General features: G+C 58.0%; 25 protein-coding genes. 15 read left to right on the forward strand and 10 right to left on the reverse strand.

Annotated features, from left to right (window positions below; translation table 11 throughout):
- Positions 1 to 19: 19 nt before the first annotated feature.
- The 6 genes from G7W63_RS09805 to mutM form a co-directional block, all read right to left on the reverse strand.
- Entirely contained in the window at positions 20 to 1,582 is a 1,563-nt protein-coding gene (locus G7W63_RS09805; RefSeq protein WP_166258292.1) for a phosphoenolpyruvate carboxykinase, read from the reverse strand.
- A 188-nt stretch (positions 1,583 to 1,770) separates the two neighbouring features.
- On the reverse strand, positions 1,771 to 2,625 hold the full coding sequence (hslO, locus tag G7W63_RS09810) for an Hsp33 family molecular chaperone HslO (RefSeq protein WP_166256804.1): 855 nt from the start codon (positions 2,623 to 2,625) through the stop codon (positions 1,771 to 1,773).
- A 57-nt stretch (positions 2,626 to 2,682) separates the two neighbouring features.
- Positions 2,683 to 3,090 carry a ribosome-associated heat shock protein Hsp15 gene (hslR, locus tag G7W63_RS09815; protein WP_166256807.1) on the reverse strand — a complete coding sequence of 136 codons (408 nt, stop codon included), beginning with the start codon at positions 3,088 to 3,090 and terminating at the stop codon, positions 2,683 to 2,685.
- 62 nt (positions 3,091 to 3,152) lie between these two features.
- On the reverse strand, positions 3,153 to 3,833 hold the full coding sequence (gene yrfG, locus G7W63_RS09820) for a GMP/IMP nucleotidase (RefSeq protein ID WP_166256810.1): 681 nt from the start codon (positions 3,831 to 3,833) through the stop codon (positions 3,153 to 3,155).
- A gap of 169 nt (positions 3,834 to 4,002) precedes the next feature.
- On the reverse strand, positions 4,003 to 4,338 hold the full coding sequence (locus tag G7W63_RS09825) for a hypothetical protein (protein WP_166256813.1): 336 nt from the start codon (positions 4,336 to 4,338) through the stop codon (positions 4,003 to 4,005).
- A 146-nt stretch (positions 4,339 to 4,484) separates the two neighbouring features.
- Positions 4,485 to 5,297: a bifunctional DNA-formamidopyrimidine glycosylase/DNA-(apurinic or apyrimidinic site) lyase gene (mutM, locus tag G7W63_RS09830; RefSeq protein ID WP_166256816.1), complete on the reverse strand. Its 813-nt coding sequence runs from the start codon at positions 5,295 to 5,297 to the stop codon at positions 4,485 to 4,487.
- 208 nt (positions 5,298 to 5,505) lie between these two features.
- On the opposite strand from mutM, the gene G7W63_RS09835 reads away from it, so the two are divergent.
- Positions 5,506 to 6,681 carry a DesA family fatty acid desaturase gene (locus G7W63_RS09835; RefSeq protein WP_166256819.1) on the forward strand — a complete coding sequence of 392 codons (1,176 nt, stop codon included), beginning with the start codon at positions 5,506 to 5,508 and terminating at the stop codon, positions 6,679 to 6,681.
- A gap of 48 nt (positions 6,682 to 6,729) precedes the next feature.
- Here the strand turns inward: G7W63_RS09835 and rsmD are convergent, their stop codons facing one another.
- A complete protein-coding gene (gene rsmD / locus G7W63_RS09840; protein ID WP_166256822.1) occupies positions 6,730 to 7,329 on the reverse strand; it encodes a 16S rRNA (guanine(966)-N(2))-methyltransferase RsmD in 600 nt (199 codons plus the stop codon).
- 203 nt (positions 7,330 to 7,532) lie between these two features.
- On the opposite strand from rsmD, the gene ftsY reads away from it, so the two are divergent.
- From ftsY to G7W63_RS09880, 8 genes are all read left to right on the forward strand, one after another.
- On the forward strand, positions 7,533 to 8,732 hold the full coding sequence (gene ftsY / locus G7W63_RS09845; RefSeq protein ID WP_166256825.1) for a signal recognition particle-docking protein FtsY: 1,200 nt from the start codon (positions 7,533 to 7,535) through the stop codon (positions 8,730 to 8,732).
- Positions 8,733 to 8,741: 9 nt separating this feature from the next.
- Complete coding sequence (gene ftsE, locus G7W63_RS09850) at positions 8,742 to 9,416, forward strand: cell division ATP-binding protein FtsE (protein ID WP_166256828.1); 675 nt, start codon at positions 8,742 to 8,744, stop codon at positions 9,414 to 9,416.
- 9 nt (positions 9,417 to 9,425) lie between these two features.
- Positions 9,426 to 10,430: a permease-like cell division protein FtsX gene (gene ftsX / locus G7W63_RS09855; RefSeq protein ID WP_166256831.1), complete on the forward strand. Its 1,005-nt coding sequence runs from the start codon at positions 9,426 to 9,428 to the stop codon at positions 10,428 to 10,430.
- Positions 10,431 to 10,674: 244 nt separating this feature from the next.
- Positions 10,675 to 11,535: an RNA polymerase sigma factor RpoH gene (gene rpoH / locus G7W63_RS09860; RefSeq protein WP_166256833.1), complete on the forward strand. Its 861-nt coding sequence runs from the start codon at positions 10,675 to 10,677 to the stop codon at positions 11,533 to 11,535.
- A gap of 105 nt (positions 11,536 to 11,640) precedes the next feature.
- The gene (locus G7W63_RS09865; protein WP_166256836.1) at positions 11,641 to 12,576 is read left to right on the forward strand and encodes an NAD(P)-dependent oxidoreductase; all 936 of its coding nucleotides are present in this window, start codon (positions 11,641 to 11,643) and stop codon (positions 12,574 to 12,576) included.
- Between the two features lie 3 nt (positions 12,577 to 12,579).
- Positions 12,580 to 13,377, forward strand: coding sequence for a hydroxypyruvate isomerase (gene hyi / locus G7W63_RS09870; protein WP_166256839.1), 798 nt, complete (start codon positions 12,580 to 12,582; stop codon positions 13,375 to 13,377).
- Positions 13,378 to 13,472: 95 nt separating this feature from the next.
- Positions 13,473 to 14,153, forward strand: coding sequence for a winged helix-turn-helix domain-containing protein (locus G7W63_RS09875; protein ID WP_166256842.1), 681 nt, complete (start codon positions 13,473 to 13,475; stop codon positions 14,151 to 14,153).
- A complete protein-coding gene (locus G7W63_RS09880) occupies positions 14,140 to 15,627 on the forward strand; it encodes a HAMP domain-containing sensor histidine kinase (RefSeq protein WP_166256845.1) in 1,488 nt (495 codons plus the stop codon). The genes G7W63_RS09875 and G7W63_RS09880 overlap by 14 nt, the downstream gene beginning before the upstream one ends.
- A 1-nt stretch (position 15,628) precedes the next feature.
- On the opposite strand, the gene G7W63_RS09885 is transcribed toward G7W63_RS09880, so the two are convergent.
- A complete protein-coding gene (locus G7W63_RS09885) occupies positions 15,629 to 15,901 on the reverse strand; it encodes a hypothetical protein (protein WP_166256848.1) in 273 nt (90 codons plus the stop codon).
- 411 nt (positions 15,902 to 16,312) lie between these two features.
- On the opposite strand from G7W63_RS09885, the gene greB reads away from it, so the two are divergent.
- Entirely contained in the window at positions 16,313 to 16,816 is a 504-nt protein-coding gene (greB, locus tag G7W63_RS09890) for a transcription elongation factor GreB (protein WP_166256851.1), read from the forward strand.
- 120 nt (positions 16,817 to 16,936) lie between these two features.
- Positions 16,937 to 17,413 carry a hypothetical protein gene (locus tag G7W63_RS09895; RefSeq protein ID WP_341273679.1) on the forward strand — a complete coding sequence of 159 codons (477 nt, stop codon included), beginning with the start codon at positions 16,937 to 16,939 and terminating at the stop codon, positions 17,411 to 17,413.
- Between the two features lie 39 nt (positions 17,414 to 17,452).
- On the opposite strand, the gene G7W63_RS09900 is transcribed toward G7W63_RS09895, so the two are convergent.
- Positions 17,453 to 17,764, reverse strand: a complete 312-nt coding sequence (locus tag G7W63_RS09900; RefSeq protein WP_166256854.1) for a site-specific integrase — start codon at positions 17,762 to 17,764, stop codon at positions 17,453 to 17,455.
- 123 nt (positions 17,765 to 17,887) lie between these two features.
- Positions 17,888 to 18,154 (reverse strand): acyl-CoA-binding protein, encoded by a 267-nt coding sequence (locus tag G7W63_RS09905; RefSeq protein WP_166256857.1) that lies wholly within the window; start codon positions 18,152 to 18,154, stop codon positions 17,888 to 17,890.
- A gap of 316 nt (positions 18,155 to 18,470) precedes the next feature.
- Here G7W63_RS09905 and G7W63_RS09910 point away from each other — a divergent pair, with 316 nt between their 5' ends.
- Genes G7W63_RS09910 through G7W63_RS09925 form a run of 4 tightly spaced genes read left to right on the forward strand, consistent with a single transcriptional unit; the run spans position 18,471 to position 21,943 of the window.
- A complete protein-coding gene (locus tag G7W63_RS09910) occupies positions 18,471 to 19,070 on the forward strand; it encodes a paraquat-inducible protein A (RefSeq protein ID WP_166256860.1) in 600 nt (199 codons plus the stop codon).
- Positions 19,067 to 19,687 carry a paraquat-inducible protein A gene (locus tag G7W63_RS09915; RefSeq protein WP_166256862.1) on the forward strand — a complete coding sequence of 207 codons (621 nt, stop codon included), beginning with the start codon at positions 19,067 to 19,069 and terminating at the stop codon, positions 19,685 to 19,687. The genes G7W63_RS09910 and G7W63_RS09915 overlap by 4 nt, the downstream gene beginning before the upstream one ends.
- Positions 19,677 to 21,332: a PqiB family protein gene (locus G7W63_RS09920; protein ID WP_166256864.1), complete on the forward strand. Its 1,656-nt coding sequence runs from the start codon at positions 19,677 to 19,679 to the stop codon at positions 21,330 to 21,332. Before G7W63_RS09915 ends, G7W63_RS09920 begins: the two co-directional genes overlap by 11 nt.
- Positions 21,329 to 21,943: a PqiC family protein gene (locus tag G7W63_RS09925; protein WP_166256867.1), complete on the forward strand. Its 615-nt coding sequence runs from the start codon at positions 21,329 to 21,331 to the stop codon at positions 21,941 to 21,943. The genes G7W63_RS09920 and G7W63_RS09925 overlap by 4 nt, the downstream gene beginning before the upstream one ends.
- Positions 21,944 to 22,059 lie beyond the last annotated feature (116 nt).

Raw genomic sequence — 22,059 nt, forward strand, 5'->3', positions numbered from 1 at the left:
CCGCCCTGTGTGTGCTGGCTTAAAGCTTGGGGCCAGCCGCCACAATACTTTCTGCTACGTCGAACTTCTTGAAGTTATCAATGAACTGGCCGATCAGGTCTTTCGCCTTGGCATCGTATGCTTCGCCGCTGGCCCAGGTGTTGCGTGGGTTCAGGAGATTGCTGTCGACGCCAGGCACTTCAACCGGCACGTTCAGGTTGAGCATGGGCAGATGTTCTGTTTCGGCATCGTCAAGATCCCCGTTCTGGACGGCGCTGATAATGGCGCGGGTCGTGGGAATGCTGAAACGCTGGCCTTCACCAAAAGGACCGCCGGTCCAGCCGGTGTTGACCAGAAAGACCTTGCTGCCGAACTCGTCCATGCGCTTCATCAGCAGTTCAGCGTACACCCCAGCCGGGCGTGGGAAGAAGGGCGCCCCAAAACAGGTGGAAAAGGTGGACTTGAGCTTGGATGACGAGCCCATTTCAGTCGAGCCCACCAGAGCGGTGTAACCGCTCAGGAAGTGATAGGCCGCTGCTTCCTTGCTCAGGATGGACACTGGCGGAAGTACGCCGGTCATATCGCAGGTAAGGAAGACAATGTGGGATGGCTCACCGGCCCTGTTTTCCACTACCCGCTTCTCAACATGCTCAAGAGGATAGGCGCAGCGTGAATTCTCGGTCAGGGATACATCCGAGTAGTCCGGCTTGCGGGTTTCCGGGTCTATCGATACGTTTTCGACAATGGCGCCAAACCGAATGGCATCCCAGATGATGGGCTCGTTCTTCTGGCTGAGGTCAATACACTTGGCATAGCAACCGCCTTCAATGTTGAATACGGTGCCAGGACCCCAGCCATGCTCGTCGTCGCCGATAAGGTAGCGCTGGGGATCGGCCGAAAGGGTGGTCTTGCCTGTACCGGAGAGGCCAAAGAACAAACAGGTCTCGCCGTCGTCGCCCACGTTGGCAGAACAATGCATGGGCAGTACGTCTTTCTCAGGCAGCAGGAAGTTCTGTACCGAGAACATCGCTTTTTTCATCTCGCCAGCGTAATGCATGCCTGCCAGCAACACCTTGCGCTTGGCAAAGTTGATGATAACCGCGCCATCGCTGTTGGTGCCGTCCCGGTCGGGAACACATTCGAAATTGGCGGCGTTGAGCACCTGCCATTCCTGCTTGTCAGCAGGATTGAACGTATCGGGCCGAATAAAAAGATTACGGCCAAACAGGTTCTGCCAGGCGGTTTCAGTCGTCATTCGGACCGGCAGGTAGTGCTCGGGATCAGCGCCCACGTGTAACTGCGAGATGAAGCTGGTCTTTTCAGCCAGATAGGCCTCTACCCGATCCCATAGCGCATCAAAACGCTCGGCATCGAACGGACGGTTAATGGCCCCCCACTCGATATCATCGGAAGTGCTGGGCTCTTCCACGATGTAGCGGTCCTTGGGGGAGCGGCCGGTGCGCTTGCCCGTTTCCACGACCAGTGAACCGTTAGCGGCCAGTTGGCCCTCACGCCTTTCCAGTGCCAGCTCGACCAGTCGTGCTGCGCTCAGATCATTATAAGTGTTGCTCACTTCGACCTCGCCATAGGGTGTCTTCGAGATTGTTCTGTCCGTCTCGTGCCATGGATCAGTCGCCACACTGACAACGGGCCTACAGTGTGCACGAACTGGCGGATAAATAAACAATCGAGTCAGTTCAGGCGCGCTATTATGCCAGAGACGTCCCCAAAAAACGACAGCTCTCCAGGGCACATGGTTGAGCGAATTGCGCCAGAATCTTGCGTTCTTCCTCAGTGCAGGGAATGGCCCAGGAAAAGCTGGTCGATATCATGCCGGTCAAACCGGTACTGGGCATGACAGAACTGGCAATCCATCTCAATGGTGCCCTGTTCCTCAAGAATGCTGTAGCACTCCTCCCGCCCTATGGCCTCTAGCGCGGCCAGAGTGCGCTCGCGGGAACAGCTGCAGCGGAAGGCAACAGCGTCGGCATTAAATAGCCGTACGGTCTCTTCATGAAAGAGACGGTGCAACAAGGTCTCGCTCTCCAGGCTCAGCAATTCTTCCGGCTTGACCGTACTTGCCAGATGGTTCACCCGGCGCCAGAGGTCGTCATCCGGCTCGGTTCCCCCGGGTAGTCGTTGGAGCAAGAGTCCGGCGCTGCGATGACCGTCACAGAAAAGAATCAGGCAGGTGGCGATCTGTTCGGAGCGCACAAAATAATCCTGCAGACATTCCGCCAGTGTGCCGTGTTCCCTGGGTACGACCCCTTGGTAGCGCTGACCGTTAGCCGGGGTGATGGTGATGGCCATCTTGCCTTCACCCAGCAGCTCGTCAAGAGCTCCGGCTGACGGTAATTGTTCCTCGTAACGGGCAATACCCCTGATATAGCGTTCGTGGCTGCATTCCGCCATCAGGGTGGTGAGAGGGCCGGTGCCGCTGGCCTGCAATGACAGGGAGCCTTCGAATTTCAGGGTTCCGCTCATCAGTACACTGGCCGCCAGTGCCTCTCCGAGCAGTTTGCGCACGGTTTCAGGGTAGTCGGCCTGGGCTGCGATCTCAGCGTAGCTGTCGGCCAGCTGGACCCAGGCGCCCCGCACCTGGCTGTGTTCAAATATAAAGCGCTGGAACTGGTCCTGGGATGCCAATTGACGTCTCCTGAAGACATTTGGAAGAAAGTACGGTTTCAGACCGTTGATGCCAATTTACAGGCCATTCTGGTCTTTGAAGCGTTGGATATTTCGCCGGTCTTTTTTGGATGGGCGCCGGGCAGGTGGCAGTTGCGCAGCCTGCATAGTCTTGCGCTGCCAGGCCAGGTCTTCCCGTTCGCGTACACTGTCTTCGGTTTCGTGATACAGCATCTGGGCTTCCGGCGCACCCCGGCGCTTATCACTGATCTGGTCGACAATGACTGTGCGCTCGACCAGTCCCTGGCGTAACTTGAGCCGGCCGCCAACCTCTACCAGTTTGCCAGGCTTACAGCGCTGGTCATTGTAATGAACCTTGCCGCCTTCAATGGCGTCTTTCGCCAGGCTCCGGGTCTTGTAAAAGCGGGCGGCCCAGAGCCACTTGTCGAGTCTTACCCGCTGTTCGCTGTCAGGTGCTGATGCCATGTCTCCCCGCCTGCTGAATGCTCAATATCAGTGTACCTTTTTCATCCTTTCGATGGCACGCGCTAACGGATGGGGCCAGTGCGATGGGGCAACGGCAGGATCTCACTGAAATGAGAAATCGAGGGTATGGCCGGGTGAGCCTGCAGCGGCGCAAGTGTGCTGTCTGGTGCCAGAATTGCCAGGCACTGGCTGATGCCCGCGGAGAGCGCGCTCTCCAGTACGGGTATGCTGTCATCCACCATCAGCGTGGTGGCAGGGTCATAAGGGGCCCGTGCCTGCAGGTCAAACCAGAAGTCCGTGGCCTCCTTCGGCTTGCCCAGATCGTGACTGGAGACAATGCTGTCCACATAGCGGTCAAGGCCGGTCACCTCCAGCTTCAGCGCCAGAGGGTCCGGGTGGCAGTTGGTCACGATAACGCAATTCATGCCGGCCTTCCGGATCTGACCCAGGAAATCGGTGACATGGGGGCGGTAGGCAATCCGGTCGCGGACCTCGGCTTTCAGGGCGGCAATATTGACCGCCAGGCGTTCACTCCAGTAGTCGGTGCAATACCAGTTCAGCGAGCCACGCTCCGCCTGGATCATGGGCAGGATCTTGGCGCGCGCCTGTGCGGGCGAAATACCGAACTGCTCGGCATAGCGCCTGGGCAAATGCTCGAGCCAGAAGTGGGTATCAAAGTGGAGATCGAGCAGGGTCCCGTCCATGTCGAGGAACACTGTCTCTAGATTATCCCAGCTAACCATTGCTTAAAACCTGCTCAAAACCTGTATGAAGACGGCCTCAGGCTGCCGCACAATGTGCAGATTGGCAAGCAGGAATATTCCGCCAGATGACGCACCGGCTGCAGCAGATCCAGCAGGCCCCTTTGGCAGGGCCCTCCGACGATCGGGCAGGGCGGCGGTAACGCCGGAGTCAGCGGCTGGCCTGTTCCTGGCCTACGGTTTCCTGCTTCTTGCCATTGGTGCAGCCGAGGCAGCGAACGAAAGTGGCCTTGGCCGGCCCTACCACGAGTACTTCTCCGGCTTCAGCGGCATTGCCGCCCAGCAGCGAGAACGGCAGGGACACCAGATACACAGCGCTGCCTACGATGGTGGTGGCAAACAGAACCGGACGTGCGAGCAGGGCATCGCCAGTCATGGCAAGTGCCGACGGGGTCTCGTCAACGCCACGGGCATGTCCCAGGGACGCGAAGGCCAACAGGCACACCGCTACGGCTGTGGTGAATACGCGTGAAAACTTGGCTGACATCGTTGTTCTCCTGGTTTCAGTTGCCGCTGGACTGCTCAGCCCGGGTAGGCCGATCAGCGGACACTCATCGTTAACTATGAATCATATTGAGGTAATTTCAAACGCATTTCCGTGCGTTATCGCCAGTTGTACTGCCTGAAAAGACGCTAGCGTTGGCACTTCCGACAGTAAACGGTGGTGCGCTGGCTCATGCGCACCTCCTTGAGGTCGGTTCCACATTCCAGACAGGGCTGGCCTCCACGTCCGTAAACCTGCAGGGACTGGGAAAAATAGCCGGGCTTGCCGTCGCTGTTTACGAAATCCCGAAGGGTAGTGCCGCCCATGAGGATGGCCGCGCTCAGAACTTCCCTGATGGCCTGTGCCAGGCGCTCATACCGATTGCGGCTGATGCGCCCGGCCCCGCGACGGGGGTCTATGCCGGCCAGATACAGGGCTTCATTGGCATAAATATTTCCTACCCCCACTACCGTGTGATTATCCATCAGAAAGTGTTTTACGGGCGTTTTTTTCTGTCGGGATAACCGGTACAGATAGTGACCCGTAAAGACGCTGTCCAGTGGCTCGGGTCCCAGTTGTGCCAGCAGGGCATGGGTGAGAGGTTCTCGGGCCCAGAGCCAGCAGCCGAAGCGCCTCGGGTCGTTGTAGCGCAACTGGACGCCGGACGCCATCACCAGCTCAACATGGTCGTGACGAAGAGGAGGGCTCTGATCGGTAATGACCCGCAGGCTGCCGGACATGCCAAGATGGACAATGAGCGTGCCCTGTTCGAAACGCAAAAGCAGGTACTTGGCTCGTCTGTCGACGGCAAGAACCGTCTGGTCCCGGAGAAGTTCCGGCAGGTTTTCCGGGACCGGCCAGCGCAAGCGTCCTCCATGAACGTGGATTTCCGCGACCTTTACGCCCTCCATAAAGGGAGCTATACCACGGCGTGTTGTCTCGACTTCCGGTAACTCGGGCAAGCTGGTCTCCATTGAAACTTAGGCTGATGGCTGCCGATTGTCGCCTCAGGCAGCCCTCTGTCAATCCGTGACAACCCGACCTTATGCGGGTATTCCATTACCAGATAACATGAAAATCGGGTTGTTCTGGCGTACAGCTGTAAGCTAAAGTTGTGAGAGTAGTAAATCAGGCCTGCCAGCCTACCGTATTGATTTGAGGGTTTCCTGTATGTGGTATAATGGTCTTCTGGACCTATCTGTGTTGCAGCTTGTGTTGGTTACTCTGGGCATGACCCATGTGACCATCGTCAGCGTGACACTCTATCTTCACCGCCATTCCGCTCACAATTCGCTGGATCTGCATCCGGCCGTGGCGCATTTCTTCCGTTTCTGGTTGTGGCTGACCACCAGCATTATCACCAAGGAATGGACTGCTATTCATCGCAAGCACCATGCCACCTGCGAAACCGAAAACGATCCCCATAGCCCGGTGGTCAAGGGGCTCAGGAAAGTGGTTCTTGAAGGTGCCGAACTCTATGCTGAAGCCGCAACTCCGGAGACGCTCGAACGTTACGGGCAGCGGACGCCGACTGACTGGGTAGAGCGCAATGTTTATACCCGCCACAACAACCTGGGTATTGCGTTGCTCGCTGTTATTAACCTGGCACTGTTCGGTGTCCATGGCATCTGGATCTGGGCGGTGCAGATGATGTGGATTCCGGTGTGGGCTGCAGGTGTGGTTAACGGAGTGGGCCACTATTTTGGCTATCGCAATTACGAGTGTGCCGACAACGCCAGAAATATCATGCCCTGGGCCATACTGATCGGCGGCGAAGAGCTTCATAACAATCATCACACCTACCCGAACTCGTCAAAGCTGTCCCGCAGATGGTTCGAAGTGGATATCGGGTGGGGCTACATCCGTATGCTCCAGCTCTTCGGTCTGGCCAAGCCCAAGGGTTTCCGGCCTATTGCCCACTCAGTACCGGGCAAACAGGACATGGATGTGGAAACGGTTCAGGCCATTGCCAATAACCGTTTTGATATCATGCGCCAGTACCGCAAGCAGGTCATGGAGCCGGTACTGCGCCAGCAAAAGACCCTGATGGAAGACACCATCAAGCCCCGTTATCGTAAGATTCGTCGGCTGCTGTCCCGCGAGGTCTCACTGATCAAGCCGAGTGACCAGGAACAACTGGACTCCATATTGGAAACCAACCCGGTCCTGCGGCAGATCTACGACAAGAGTCATGAACTCCAGGCTCTGTGGCGCCGCCGGGGCGTGAAGCAGCAAGAGAAGCTGCAGGCGCTCATGGAGTGGTGTCGCGATGCAGAAGCCAGCGGCATACGCTACCTTGAGGAGTTCTCGGAACACCTGAAGTCGTACTCCCTGCGACCTGTCTGACTGGCTGCTCTGGGACACCAGGAACCCGCTTCTCAGGAAGCGGGTTTTTCATGCCTGGATCCTGAACAGGTTGTAGCTTACCTGACCGGCTGTTTTCTGACGGTGCAAGTGCCAATGCTGCGGCACCGCCGTCAGGCTGCGCTCACTTTCGTGCTCCACGTAAATCCAGCCGCCCTCCCGAACCCAGTTGTTCTCAACCAGAAGCGGAATCAGCCGTTCCGGCCAGCCCTGCCGGAAAGGCGGGTCCATGAACAGGATGTCGAGTGGCATTGCAGGAGCGGTGGCAAGATAGCGCTCTACCGGGGCGCACACGACCGAACCCGATGTCGAGCCGAGCAGGGCGAGGTTGGCTTTAAGGGCGCTGGCCAGGGCCGGGGTGTGGTCCACCAGGGTCACCGAACCGGCACCTCGTGAAAGGGCTTCCAACCCCAGGGCACCGCTGCCGGCAAACAGATCGAGGCAATGGCTACCGGGTAGGTGGTACGTCAGCCAGTTGAACAGGGTCTCCCGGATGCGGGCAGGGGTTGGCCTTACGCCGCCTGCCTCTGGAAAGCGCAGGCGCCGACTGCGCCATTCGCCGCCGATAATCCGCAGTTCACCGGCGTTGCCGCCGGACACTGAGGCCTTGCCTGATCGTTTTTCTGCCATGCTGTAGAAGGCCTTTGTGGGTGGAGGGCATACTTCAAAGAGCCGCAAATTCGGCCAGACCCGAGTATGGTAGCGAAAAATCCGTCGCCTCATAAGCGCAAGCCTTGGACGGCTCGTAACGCGACCGCTAGAATGACCGGTTCAAATCTTCCGGCCCAGCTGCACTTGCCGCTGGGCCTTGCAACTCCCGGGAATGGAAACTAATGACAATGGCAGAGTGGATCTCAATCGGCTTCCTGGTCTTTCTTGTGCTCGTGTTTGTGCTGGAACTGGTGGGAGCACGTCGGCGCATGCCGAAACCCAAGCGCATCCCCCAGCGCAAACCTGAGGTCGGCGAAGGGGTAAAGCCCCAGCCCAAACCTGAGCCGGAAGCCAAAGAGATACCTCTGCCCGTCGAGCCGGAGCCAGAAAAGGCCCCGGTACCTGCGCCCGAACCCGAAAAAGAGCTGCCGGCGGTTCAAAAGCCGAAGGAAGTCGAGCCGACAGTCAGCGTTTTTGAACGTATTCGTCAGGGCCTCGGCAAAACACGCAGTAACCTTTCGTCCAACCTCACTGGCCTGTTCTCGGTGGGGAAGACCGTAGACGAGGACCTGCTGGAAGAAATTGAAACCACCTTGCTGATGGCCGATGTGGGCGTAACGGCAACCTCGGAGATTATTGACTCCCTTACCAGCAAGCTCGAGCGTAAGCAGCTCAAGGACGGCGCCGCGTTAAGAACAGCGCTGAAAAACGAGCTCCGGGGGCTGCTTGCGACCAGTGCCCAGCCGTTGGAAATCAAATCCGACAAGAAGCCTTTTGTCATACTGATGGTTGGTGTCAACGGCGTCGGCAAGACCACCACAATCGGCAAGCTGGCCCGCCAGTTCCAGAATGAAGGCAAGTCGGTCATGCTTGCCGCCGGGGATACCTTCCGGGCCGCCGCGGTGGAGCAGCTGCAGGTGTGGGGTGAGCGCAACAAGGTTCCTGTCATCGCGCAGCATACCGGTGCAGACAGTGCCTCGGTCATCTACGATGCGGTACAGTCTGCCGCCGCCCGTGAGGTGGATATCCTGATTGCCGATACTGCTGGCCGGCTGCAGAACAAGGACAATCTCATGTCCGAGCTGGAGAAAGTGGTCAGGGTCATGAAAAAGCTGGATGACCAGGCGCCCCATGAGGTTATGCTCGTGCTGGACGCCGGCACCGGGCAGAACGCCCTGAGCCAGGCCCAGGTGTTCCAGCAGGCGGTAGGCGTCAGCGGCATTACGCTGACCAAGCTCGACGGTACCGCCAAGGGGGGTATCGTGTTTGCCATTGCACGTCAGCTCCAGCTGCCCATTCGCTATATCGGCGTGGGTGAGCAGGTAGAGGACCTGCGCCAATTTGATGCGGAGACCTTTGTTGATGCCCTGTTCGATGAGTAGTCCGGACGCATGATCGAGTTCGAGCAGGTCAGCAAGCGCTACGATGACGATCATACCGCCCTCAAGCAGGTGAATTTTCACCTGGGCCGGGGCGAGCTGGCTTTTCTGACCGGACATTCGGGGGCCGGAAAGAGTACCTTGCTCAAGCTGATCATGTTAATGGAGCGACCCAGTGCCGGTCGTGTCATCGTCGGTGGCCAACTGCTCAATAAAATGCCGAGGCGGCAGGTGCCCTACATCCGGCGCCATGTCGGGGTCGTCTTCCAGAACCATCACCTGCTGTTTGACCGGACCGTTTTCGATAATGTGGCCATGCCCCTTGAGGTCATGGGCGTACCGGGCCGGGACATAGGCCGGAGGGTGCGGGCGTCGCTGGACAAGGTGGGCCTGCTCAGTAAGGAAAAGATGAACCCCATCCAGCTGTCCGGCGGTGAGCAGCAGCGCGTGGGCATCGCCCGTGCGGTCGTGAACAAGCCGCCGGTACTGCTGGCGGATGAGCCCACTGGCAACCTGGACCCGCAATTGTCTGCCGATATCATGCACCTGTTTGAGCAATTCAGTCAGGTTGGGGTGACGGTGCTGATAGCCAGTCACGACATTGCCCTGATTACTGACATGGGGCGGCGGACGCTGACCCTGGACGATGGCCGTCTGGTCAGTGGTAGCGGCCGCAGCGTCGCGTGAGGAGTTGCTGTGAGTAGTAACAAGCACCCCAGGACAGAAACCCGAAGGGCCAGCCAGAAACGGGGGGCCAATCGTAGCCACTCGCCGGTCCGGGAGGCTATCGAAAGTTATTTTGGCCACCATCGCAAGGTTGCTCGGGACAGCGTTCGCCGTATGCTCCAGGTTCCGGTAGCCAGTCTGATGACGTGGACGGTGATGGGCGTCGCCCTGGCACTGCCGGTAGGCCTTCTGCTATTGCTGACCAGTCTGCAGGGCGTGAGCGCGGGCTGGGAAAGCGCTGCCAGAGTTACGGTATATCTGCATGACGACGTAACGGAAGAGGATGCCGACAGGCTTCGCCTCGATATTGCCACCCGGGCCGACGTGCAGGAAGTGGAGCTGATCGATAAAACTTCTGCCCTGGCCGAATTCCGCGCCAGCTCGGGCCTGAGCCAGGCGCTGGACTATCTGGCAGAGAATCCGTTGCCACACACGCTCCTTGTAACGCCGGAAGAGGGCGCCCGCAACGAGCTCGGCATGCAGGCCCTGGTTGCTGCCCTGGAGGACCTGCGGGCAGTCGCCCGGGTCCAGGTGGACCTTGGCTGGCTGCAACGGCTGAACGCAATCACCGAGCTGCTGGGGAGAGGCGTATGGGCTCTCGCTGTGCTGCTGGCAGTGGCGGTCATTCTGGTGATAGGCAATACCATTCGCCTGGCCATTGAAAGTCGCCGGGACGAAATTCTGGTGGCCAAACTTGTGGGTGGCACCGATGCTTTTGTCCGCCGCCCGTTCCTGTATACCGGCATATGGTTCGGCCTGGGCGGCGGCGTGGTCGCGTTTATTCTGCTTCAGCTCACCCTGTGGTGGCTGACCGGGCCGGTCGAGCGCCTGGCGGGCCTCTACCGGAGCAATTTCTCACTCACCGGATTGTCGTTTGAAGGCAGTCTCCTGCTCATACTCGGTGCGGTTCTACTGGGTTGGCTGGGGGCGTGGCTGGCGGTGAAGCGGCACCTGGATGCCATAGAGCCCGGCTAGTGTCCCAGGTCAACGAATTAACCAGACGGGATACTAAGCGCCGTATATGATCCCATGTCGCGGAAATAGCGTATTGAACTCTGACGAGGGGTCAGTGTACGTTAAAAGAGCATCAAACCAGCCCGAATGGAGAGAAACGGAGCGTTTTCTGGCACGCGGTGTTTGATAGGGAACTTTTTTAGACCTTGGCGGTCTGATGTCCAATTGCTATATTGGTTGACCGCACAACATGGGAGGGGAACGCATGGGTACAAGCTTACAGCTAGCAGACCGCCTGGTTCCGGGAGCGAACCTTGAGTCTTACATTCAGGCTGCGAGCCGGATCCCTGTGCTTACCGCCGACGAGGAACGTCAGCTTGCCGAAAAACTGCATTATGACGGCGATCTTGAAGCGGCCCGTCAGCTGGTGCTGTCGCACTTGCGATTTGTAATACATATTGCTCGCAGCTATTCCGGGTATGGCCTCGCCCAGGCCGACCTGATCCAGGAAGGCAACGTCGGGCTGATGAAAGCGGTTAAGCGCTTCAACCCTGAGTACGGCGTTCGTCTGGTCTCTTTTGCTGTGCACTGGATCAAGGCCGAGATACACGAATTCATTCTGCGTAACTGGCGCATTGTGAAAGTGGCAACAACCAAGGCCCAGCGCAAGCTGTTCTTTAACTTGCGCAGTCAGAAAAAGCGCCTGGCCTGGCTGAACCATGACGAGCTGAATGCAGTGGCAGAAGATCTGGGTGTCGAGCCCAGGGTGGTGCGTGAAATGGAAGGCCGCATGGCCAGCCATGACACGGCCTTTGACGGCCCGATGGATGATGATGACGAGACCGCCTATCAGGCCCCGGCGCATTATCTGCAAGACCACCGCAGTGACCCGGCTATCCAGTTGGAGCAGACAGACTGGACGGAAGATTCCAACGGCCGTCTGATGGAAGCCCTTGGGGCACTGGATGAACGCAGTCAGGATATTCTTCGGGAACGCTGGCTGACAGACAGCAAGTCGACGCTTCACGAATTGGCGGATAAGTACGGTATATCGGCTGAGCGCATTCGCCAGCTGGAAAAGAACGCCATGAAGAAAATCCGCATGCAGATGGTCGAGGCGGCCTGAACCGCGCTGAACCAGAAAAGCATGTGATTTAGCGGTAAACTGAACGCCACCACGCTCCGGCCTGGTGGCGTTTCTGTTTTCGAACCTGGATTTTCGGGGAAGCAAATGACCGTGGCCAACCACAAGCAGACAAAAACTCCCAAGCCCCATATTGCGTTTCTGGGTATCGGATTGATGGGAACCCCCATGACCCGCAACCTGCTGGCAGCCGGTTTTCCAATGACACTGTGGAACCGCACCAAGAGCAAGTGCGAACCCTTCCGGGACCAGGCCCAAATAGCCGAATCGCCGGCCCAGGCCGTGGTTCAGGCTGATGTGGTCATTACCATGCTGGAGAACGGCTCGGTGGTCGAGGATGTGCTGGTTGCCCAGGGCGTAATTTCGGCACTGAGGACCGGGGCGACACTGATCGATATGAGTTCCGTCTCTCCTGCGCTGGCCAGGAGGCACAGTGACCTGACTGCAGAAAAGCAAGCTCGCTATCTCGACGCGCCGGTTTCGGGGGGGACGGTGGGCGCTGAAGCGGCCGGGTTAAGCATTATGGTTGGAGGTCAGGCCGAGGTTATGGATGACATGGCGCCGGTGCTTGACGTCCTCGGTACGCCAACCCATATCGGCCCTGTCGGCTCGGGCCAGCTGGCCAAACTGGCGAATCAGGCCATTGTCGGTATCACGATCGGGGCAGTGTCTGAAGCTCTCTTGCTCGCCGCCCGCGGTGGTGCGGATCCGGCTGCCGTGCGAGAGGCTTTGATGGGAGGGTTCGCCGGCAGCCGGATACTTGAACTTCACGGCCAGCGCATGATTGACCGGGATTTTACCCCAGGCGCGCCAGCCCGTATCCAGCTCAAGGACATGCGCATGATTCTGGACGAGGCCCGGGCCGAAAATCTGACCCTGCCGCTGTCCCAGCAGGTGCATGATGGCTATCTGGCCTTGCTGGCGAATGGACACAGCGAAGTGGACCACAGCGGGCTGTTGCTGGAGCTGGAACAGCTCAATGGCACCCGGCTTGGGAGCCGTGACGACAGGGAAGGAGGCTGACCCGTGCCAAGCTTCGCTGCCAACCTTTCCATGCTTTTCACGGAACTGCCATTCGAACAGCGCTTTGCTGCTGCCCGTGAGTCGGGTTTTTCAGGGGTTGAATACCTGTTTCCCTACCCCTGGCCGGCAGAAACACTGAGGTCATGGCTGGATGAGCATGGCCTTACCCAGGTCCTGTTCAATCTTCCGCCCGGGGACTGGGAGGCGGGTGAGCGGGGCATTGCCTGTCTTCCCGACCGTGTTGAGGAATTCCGCAAAGGTGTGGAAGAGGCCGTCCGCTATGCCGAAATCCTTGGCTGCCAGCGGCTTAACTGCCTGGCCGGGCTTCGGCCGCCGGACCAGACTCCGGAGGCCGCATGGCGGGCCCTGGAAGAGAACGTGCGGTGGGCGGCCGAGGTATGCGAGCGGTCAGGGATTACCCTGTGCGTAGAAGCCATCAATTCGAAAGTGGATATGCCAGGGTTCGTGCTTGATACCTCTGACCGTGTCATGGGCTTGATCGAGTCGGTTGGCGCCGATAACCTGAAGCTGCAGTATGATCTTTATCATATGCAGATCATGGAGGGAGATCTGATCCGCACGCTGGAGCGGCTGCTTCCCTTTATTGGGCACATCCAGTTTGCCGATAATCCGGGTCGCCATGAGCCGGGCACCGGAGAAATCAATTTCGGCCGGATATTCAATGCCCTGGATCAACTGAACTACCGGGGTTGGGTCAGCGCCGAATATCATCCGCAAGCATCGACCCAGGCAAGTCTGGAATGGATGAAGGAGAGCAGCAAGGTGCAGTTCCGTCGCTGATGGCGACACCCTCTTACAAGATCGTAACTGGCAGGTCTGGCGTGATGCCCTTACTCTGACTCTACGAAATCATCCGTAAATCGGGAGGCTCACCGGTGAAAGCACTGGTAATAGAAGACGATCAGGACGTTGCAACCTACCTTATCAAGGGACTGAAAGAGTCCGATTTCGTAGTAGACCATGCAGCTGATGGTAAAGACGGGCTCATGCTCGCGGCAAGTGAAGAGTACGACATCATGATTGTCGACCGCATGCTGCCGGGTATGGATGGGCTTGCCATTATCAAAACCGTACGAGCCACTGGCAATCAGGTACCTGTCCTCATACTCAGTGCGCTGGGCGATGTCGATGACCGGGTGGCAGGGCTTCGGGGCGGCGGCGACGACTATCTCACCAAACCCTTCTCCTTTACGGAATTGCTGGCCCGTATCGAATCCCTGGTTCGCCGCAACCGCCAGACGGCAGAAACTGAAACCGTATTGAAAGTAGCGGATCTGGAAATGGACCTGCTGGCCAGAACCGTCAAACGCGCCGGCCAGAACATCGATGTCCAGCCCCGGGAGTTCCGCTTGCTGGAATACCTGATGCGCAACGCCGGCCAGGTGGTGACCCGTACGATGCTGCTTGAAAAAGTCTGGGACTACCACTTCGATCCGCAGACCAACGTCATAGACGTGCATATCAGCCGTCTCAGGGCGAAAATCGATAAAGAGTTCGACACGCCGCTTTTGCAGACGATTCGGGGCGCTGGGTACATGCTGCGTGAAACTGCTTAGCCAACTCAAGACCTCAACGTTTCAGCTTGCGCTGCTCTATATGGTCGTTTTCGCGACCTCGGTATTCCTGCTGCTGGCCTTTATCTACTGGCGTACGGCAGGCTTCATGACAGCGCAGACTGACGAAACCATTGAGGCAGAAATTGCAGGTCTTGCAGAGCAGTATCGCGGCAGCGGTCTCAATGGCCTGATTACCATTATTCGGGAGCGGGTTGCCCGTGATCCCAACGCCAAGTCGATTTATCTCTTCACAACCGATGACTACCTGAAACTGGCTGGCAACCTGGCAACCTGGCCCGAATCGGCGCAGTCACAAAGTGGCTGGATCAATTTCACCCTGGATGAAAGCGTTGGCTGGACCGGCCCCGAGCGCCAGGCCAGGGCACGCATTTTCGAGGTTCAGGGCGGGCTCAGGTTGCTGGTGGGACGGGATGTCGAGGACCTGACCACGCTGAAACAGCTGATTGAGACTGCCATCAACTGGGGTATGGGCATTACCCTGGCGCTGGCCTTGCTGGGCGGTTTCTTGATGAGCCGCAGCACCACAAGACGCATAGAGGTGATCAATAATACCTCCCGAAAGATCATGACCGGGCACCTGTCTTTACGTATCCCCACCCGGGGCACCCAGGACGATTTCGACCAGCTGGCTGATAACCTTAACCAGATGCTGGATCGTATTGTGTACCTGATGGAAGGCATACGTCATGTGTCTGACAGTATCGCTCACGACCTGCGCACGCCTCTGACCCGACTGCGTAATCAGCTGGAAAACACCCTGGTATCCGTTGATAACGACAAAGCCCGGGAACACGCAGGTAATGCCGTGGCCGAGGCGGATCAGTTGCTGGCCACCTTCAATGCGCTGCTAAGGATTGCCCGGCTGGAAACCCGGGGCAACGCTGCCGATATGAAGGCGGTGTCTCTCGGCCTTCTGGTGAGCGACGCCTGTGAGCTTTACGAGGCGTTGGCTGAAGACAAGGATCAGACCTTTGAACAGCAGGTGGATGATCAGGTGATGATTGAGGGCGACCGGGACCTGCTATTCCAGATGGTAAGCAATCTGATCGACAACGCCATAAAATACACCCCGGAACAGGGCGATATCTGTGTCGTGGTGCGAACGGAAGAAGATGAGGCTGTGCTGGAGGTCCGGGACAGCGGCATAGGTATTCCCGACGATGAGAAAGACCAGGTCTTCCAGCGCTTTTACCGAGTCGGGAAAAGCCGGTCATTGCCGGGCAATGGCCTGGGTCTCAGTCTGGTCAGTGCTGTGACTGAAATACACCAGGGCAGAATCGAGCTCAGCGATCGCCGCCCCGGTGAGGACCCGCCTGGACTCACGGTAATAGTACGACTGCCCGGCTACCGGCCGGACAACCGTCGTATCAAGGCTGTCAGTGCGAAAGCCCTGGCCGCGGAGAGCGCCGACAACGATGAGCGCACTCCACCGCCATCACCGACGGGGCAGTAAACTAGGCGGCGCGGCTGCGTAGTTTGCTGATCGGCGAGAGCAGACGGCTTGCCCTCATTTCGGCGCTTTCAACCAGTGCTTCGAAGTGGGCTTTGCGTCGGTCAAAACGGGCCTGCAGACTGTCCCATTCCCCTTCCAGATGGTGTTGCTCGGCCATCAGAAACGCCGCCACGTTATGACGATTGATCTTGCCGGTAATGCCGAACTGATCCAGCTGGAAGCCCAGGTAGTCGAGGCCGTTGAGGGCGGTATTCAGGAGTTTTTTTGTGTTCATGGGAGTCACCTTTGTGTTGGAGCTGATAGTGGGCTGGCGGCAGGGCCACGACAATTGAGCGGGCCTCATTAACCGGCCAAAGCCAAGGCTGGTGGATGGAAGCTAACGGCTCACTCTAGAGTGGGCAACCTAATCCGGGCAGTATGAGGCTTTCGAGTCTCTCTTGTCTGACAAAAGCTTAATGGGTGCGCCATTAGCGGGTAAGGGCGAGTGTGCAGAATAGGTCAGGAAGGTAATCAAGCAAGCGTTGGTATTACAGACCCTCTCTAGGCTTCCCGGCCCCAGGAGGCTTGCTTACCCCTCCAGCACAGCGCTAGCCTTACCCCGTTTTTGCGGGGTTTTTTTATGGGCGCTTTTTTATGGTCCCTCTCCCAGCACTCCTGAACTCACACCGGTATGGCAGGCGAAACAATGGCGGATTCTACTTCAGGCCCCAAGGCGCGGGCTCGTTATATCACTCCCGAAGGCGAGCGCCGATTGAAGGAGGAGCTCTCCTATCTGTGGAAGTCCAAGCGACCCGAAGTCACCCAGGCGGTTCGGGAGGCGGCGGCTCAAGGCGACCGTTCCGAGAATGCCGAGTACATATACGGCAAGAAACAGCTGCGGGAGATTGACCGGCGTATCCGTTTTCTGACCAAAAGGCTGGAAGAGCTGACCGTAGTCGATCGCACGCCCGATGATCAGAGCAAGGTCTATTTCGGTGCCTGGGTCACTATTGAAGATGATGCGGGGCAGTCACACTGCTACCGGCTGGTGGGTGCGGACGAGTTCGATCTCAGCAAGGGCCTGTTGAGCGTGGACTCGCCCATGGCCCGGGCGTTGCTGGGCAAGCGCTGCGATGATGAAGTTGTGGTGCGGACACCGGATGGTCCGGCAGAGGTGGTGATCACCAATATCCGTTATGGCCTGGAATGACCTGTGCGCACGTCACAAAATTGGCGACCAAGCCCGACGTTTGCTTTAATTGGATATAAACTGTCCAAAAGTTGGCATGACGCAGGAGGCGGAATGTCGAAAACATACTCAGGTGCGGTTATGGCTAGCTTATACGGATCAAGGGGACTCGCGGCGCAGGGCCTGATGCTGGCGCTGCTGCTGCCGGCAATGGTTCAGGCCCAGTCTGGCGTCCAGACCGATGCAGACGCGGACCAGGTCCGCGCCTTCGAGTATGAAGACCGATCCACCGTGGACACCATACCCTTCAGTTCAATGGCAGAAGACTCCCTTGCCGGCACGGTTATCGAAGGCGGGTTGGCAGCGCCGGCGGCGGGCGTGCCAGTGCGGACTGCACGGGAGTCCTCAAGCACAACCAATGAGGATTTCTATCTTGATCCCCTGGCGCTTCAGCCCAGGGACAGCCGCACGGATCTGGGGCGCTCTGAAATACCCGTCGAGATACACTTCAGTAATCCAAAGGTCGTCCCAGGCCAGACATTCGGTAGCAACTACGTTATCCGACCGCCAGAAAACCGGAACTACGACGCCCTCAACACCAACCTTCAGGGCCGCTAACCGATCCTGCACCCAGGCGTGGCAAGGGCATACATGCCGTTAACAAGCGACAGCTGACCCGGTTGCGTTTTTCTCCAGTACATCCTCATAAAAGAATTGCAGAGCCTGGCGTGCCTGGTTCAGCCGGGCCCGGGACAGGGTCATACGGTCGTTCAGATACGTAAGGAATAACTGCTGGTCATCTGTCCGCAGTGCCTCTGGGTCTTTGAGGCCATGGAAAAGCACGAATCGTGTGATCCAGTGCAGGTAGGTTTGCTCGGTCCGATGGTTAAGCTGCTGTTTTTTTATAGCCTGCTGCACGCGAACCACAAGTCCTGGCTGGCTCTGTTCCAGCGCTTCGGTGATACTCATGGGGGATCATCCTGTGGGTAACTTTGTACTTGTTAGAATGCGCGCATGTTATGACAATCCCTTGACCACGGCAAAGGGATTTAGGGGCGCCGGATAATGTTTCTGCCAGCGCCTTGAGATAAGTCAGGATTTCTTCATTTGCTCCAGCCGGTCGATGTATTTCTGCATAGCTTCGTCTTTGGACATACCTTTATAGCTCGCCCAGGCGTCGTACTTGGCGCGTCCGACAAAATCCATCATACCGGGACGCTTACCACTCACGTCACCTTCGGTGGCCTGTTTATACAGGCCGTAGAATTCCAGCTTAAGCTCGTTGGAGGGTTTGAAATCTCCCTCAGCGGTCTGGATATAGTTTACTGCTTCGTCGAAACGTGTTTTCAGGTCACTCATCGGGCTTTCCTTTATCGTTCTGGATTTAACGGTCCATTTAAACTATTCGCAGATGGGGAGTATATCGGGAACAGGTCTGCAACGTCATTGTCCTGTCGTTCCAACGCCTGTGTGGATCGGGTATCTTCCTCAGCCTGTTTTCTCCACCTACCAAAGCAGCGTTAGAGACGCCCTAAGCGCCCTGTCAGGTACCCCCGGGTATCGGTAAGGCTGTACTTCAGGGATTTCAGGAAGCCTTGCCTATGGACATGGGCATCCGGTTGTTTCAAGCTGATCAGTGCCTGATCAGACGTGGCAACAGAGGGAACCTGAGCGGATGCCAGAACCATCCACCATCATTATTTGCGAATATTGCGATTCCGCGTACCAGCATCCGGTACTCGGCCATGATGAAAAAGCTCACTGCGTGCGTTGCGGCGCCATCATATCCCGACCGGCCTGGTTGACGGTGGAGCAGTTGCTGGCGTTGAGTGTGACTGCCGGCATGTTACTGACGTTCCTTTGCCTTTACCCGATCATGTCGGTGCACACCCGGGGCCAGCTTCAGGAAGCGACTCTAATCGATGCCGCCACTGCCCTTGCCCATGGTCCGGTGATTTTCATGGCCCTCATGGCGGCGTTTGCCACAGTGCTGGTGCCTGCTTTCCAGGTCGGGCTGTTGATCTGGCTGTTATCCTATGCCTGCCGGGGCAAACGCGCGCCAGGGTTTCAGTGGGCGATGCGGAACCTGGAGGCCCTGCGGCCCTGGAGCATGCTGGAAGTTTTTTTACTGGGTGCTCTGGTGACGGTGTTCAAGCTGACCGGGCGACTGGAGGCTGAACCTGCCCTGGGTCTGTTTGCTCTGGGGTTCCTCAGCCTGCTCATGATTGGCGTGGCCGGACGTGACATCCGTATGCTCTGGGAGCAGGTCTCGTGAGCTTGCCTTTCGCTGACGAACTCAACCTGCAGTTGTGTCACCACTGCAAGTGTGCCTGCCCGCTCTCGGACATACCCCGCCCCTGCCTGCGCTGTGGCGCCACCCTCCACCGGCGCAAGCGAGGCTCGATCAATCGGAGCTGGGCCCTGCTGATTGCTGCGTTTGTGTTCTACATTCCCGCCAACGTCCTGCCCATCATGCACACCAGCGGCTTCAGGTATGACTCGAGCACGACCATACTGGGCAGCGTGGTCGACCTTTGGCTGGACGGGTCCTGGGATATCGCTGTCATCCTTTTTGTTGCAAGCGTGGGCGTGCCGGTGACCAAGTTCCTGGCCCTTGGCGTGCTTCTTATAACCGTTCAGCGCGGCAGTGCCCGCTCACAGCGAGAGCGGACCCAGCTGTACCGGGGGCTGGAGCTGATTGGCTACTGGTCCATGCTGGATGTTTTTGTAGCCGGCCTTCTTACGGCACTTGTCCAGTTCGGAGCGCTGGGCAGCATAGAGCCCCGTGTCGGGATCCTTTACTTCGGACTGGTCGTTATATTGACCATGATGGCCACCTTGAGTTTCGACCCACGGTTGATCTGGGACACAGGAAGAACCCATGACGGATGAGAACACAGGCAAAAGCCCAGGCCAGCCAGAGCTGCGTAAAAGAGGATGGCATATTTCTCTGGTTTGGCTGGTTCCCCTGGTGGCGGGACTTATCGGGCTGTCGATGCTGGTCAGGGTCTGGCAGGACGCAGGACCGGTTATTGAAGTGACCTTTGAAACGGCGGAAGGCCTGACGCCTGGAGAGACGCCGGTCCAGTACCGCAATGTGGTGATCGGGGGTCTGACCAATGTGAAGTTGAACGACGACCGTTCGAAGGTTATCGCAACCATTCAGCTCGATGGAAATGCCGAGGCCTTCACCCGGGAGGATTCGCGTTTCTGGGTTGTTCGCCCGCGAATCGGGGTAGGCGGTGTCTCTGGTCTTGACACCCTGATCACAGGTGGCTTTATTGCCGCTGACCCCGGCAGCTCCGCGGAAACGACCCGTGAGTTTACCGGGCTCGAAACGCCGCCGACCATCACCTACGGTGAGCCTGGCAAACGCTTTGGTTTACAGGCTGGTGATCTCGGCTCCCTCTCGGTCGGTTCGCCGGTCTATTACCGCAAGGTCCAGGTTGGGCAGGTGGTGTCCTACGGGTTGTCCGATGATGGCTCGGCGGTAAATCTCGAAGTGTTTGTATCGTCCCCTCATGACCGCTTCGTCACTTCCGGAACCCGGTTCTGGAATGCCAGCGGCATCGAGGTGGATGTGAGCACTGAGGGTCTCGAAATGGACGTGCAATCACTGGTTTCCCTGGTGACCGGCGGCATCGCCTTTGGCAGGCCCGACCTGCCGGAGTCTTCGGAAGCGGTTCTGGCAGAGGCCGGAGACAGTTTTCGCCTGTTCGATAACAGGGACGGCGCTTTCGCTGCTGACAAGGGCAGAGCCCAGCGGATACGCATGCAGTTCGACCAGTCTCTGCGGGGCATGAGCGCCGGGGCGCCGGTAGACTTCATGGGCAAGAATATTGGCGAGGTAAACAGCATCACCCTCGATTATGATCCTGCCGACCAGAGTTTTCCGGTTATCGTAGAGGCCGAGATATACCCGAAGCTGATGGGGCAGGCCTACGACAAGCTGCAGGCCGCAGAGGAGGATAGAAGCGATGAGACAGCCACCCGCAAGCTGTTCGAGCGTTTTGTCCAGAACGGCCTTCGTGCTGAAGCCCGGAGCCAGAGTCTGATTACGGGCAAATTGTTTATCTCACTGGAATTCTACCCGAACGCTGATGATGCAGATTTCATGACCAGTACACAGGCGATTATTATTCCCACCCGACCCACCAGTCTCGATCAGCTGCAGGCGCAGCTACTGAGTCTGGTTGAGCGATTGAGTGAACTGCCGGTGGAAAGTATCGGTGCCAATCTGGACGGCGGACTGGCTGAGATGCGTGAGGCCATGGCACAGTTCAACAGCGACCTGCTGCCAGCGACCCGGTCCACCCTGGAAGGCATCGACCAGGTCATGGCCCGCATGGAAGATACCCTGAATTCAGCCAATGAAACCCTGGACGAGAATTCACCCGCCCGGCACAAGCTGGGCCAGGCATTAGGAGAGCTTGAGCGCATGTCACGTTCAGTACGAGAACTAACCGACTACCTGCGCCGGCATCCGGAAGCACTGCTCCGGGGCCGGCAGGGCCAGGACCGGAGTCTGCAGCCATGATAAATGCACAGGCACGGGCTCCCTCGTTCCGGGCGTTAATGGTGTTTATGCTCCTGGCAAGCCTCGGGGCCTGCACCAGTCCCCAGGTTCGCTTTCATACCCTGGTTCCGCTTGCCGAAGGTGAAATCACCAACTCCGAAAAAATTCCCGCTGACGTCAGTAGCCTGCGGTTGGAGAGCGTCACTGTCCCGCCTCAGGTGGACCGCTCCGAGGTGGTATTGCGAACAGACGACAGCAGTCTCGCCATCATGGGCTCAGACTGGTGGGGCGCCAGCCTGTCGGAGGAGATCCGAAGTGCCCTGGAAACCCGGTTCGCCCGCTTTAAAGCCGGCAACAGCGAGACACCGGTCAGAGTCCGGGTGGAGATCATCCGGTTCGACTTGGTCTCGAACCAGTATGCCCTGCTGGAAGCCCGCTACCAGGTGCTGCGTCAGGGTGATGGCCAGCTTACCTGCAAGGTGGTGGCATCGGCCCAGGCCGGCCACGAGATCAACTCTCTGGTTATTGCCCAGCAGAGCAATCTTGCCTTGCTGGCAAGGCATGCCATGGCCGCGTCAAGGGCACTGACTGAGGGTGGGGGCTGTCCCGGGAAAGCGCCGGAGCCGGAGTAAGACTCATGGCGGCATGAAGAATTTTTAAGGGGAGAGCCTTTAATAAACGGGCTGCGGATGCCACATTTCCTGAAGGCATGGTAAAAAATGCTTAATGTCCGAAAGGAATCGATTGC

The sequence above is a fragment of the Marinobacter salicampi genome, assembly GCF_011074795.1.
GTDB classification, from domain to species: domain Bacteria; phylum Pseudomonadota; class Gammaproteobacteria; order Pseudomonadales; family Oleiphilaceae; genus Marinobacter; species Marinobacter salicampi.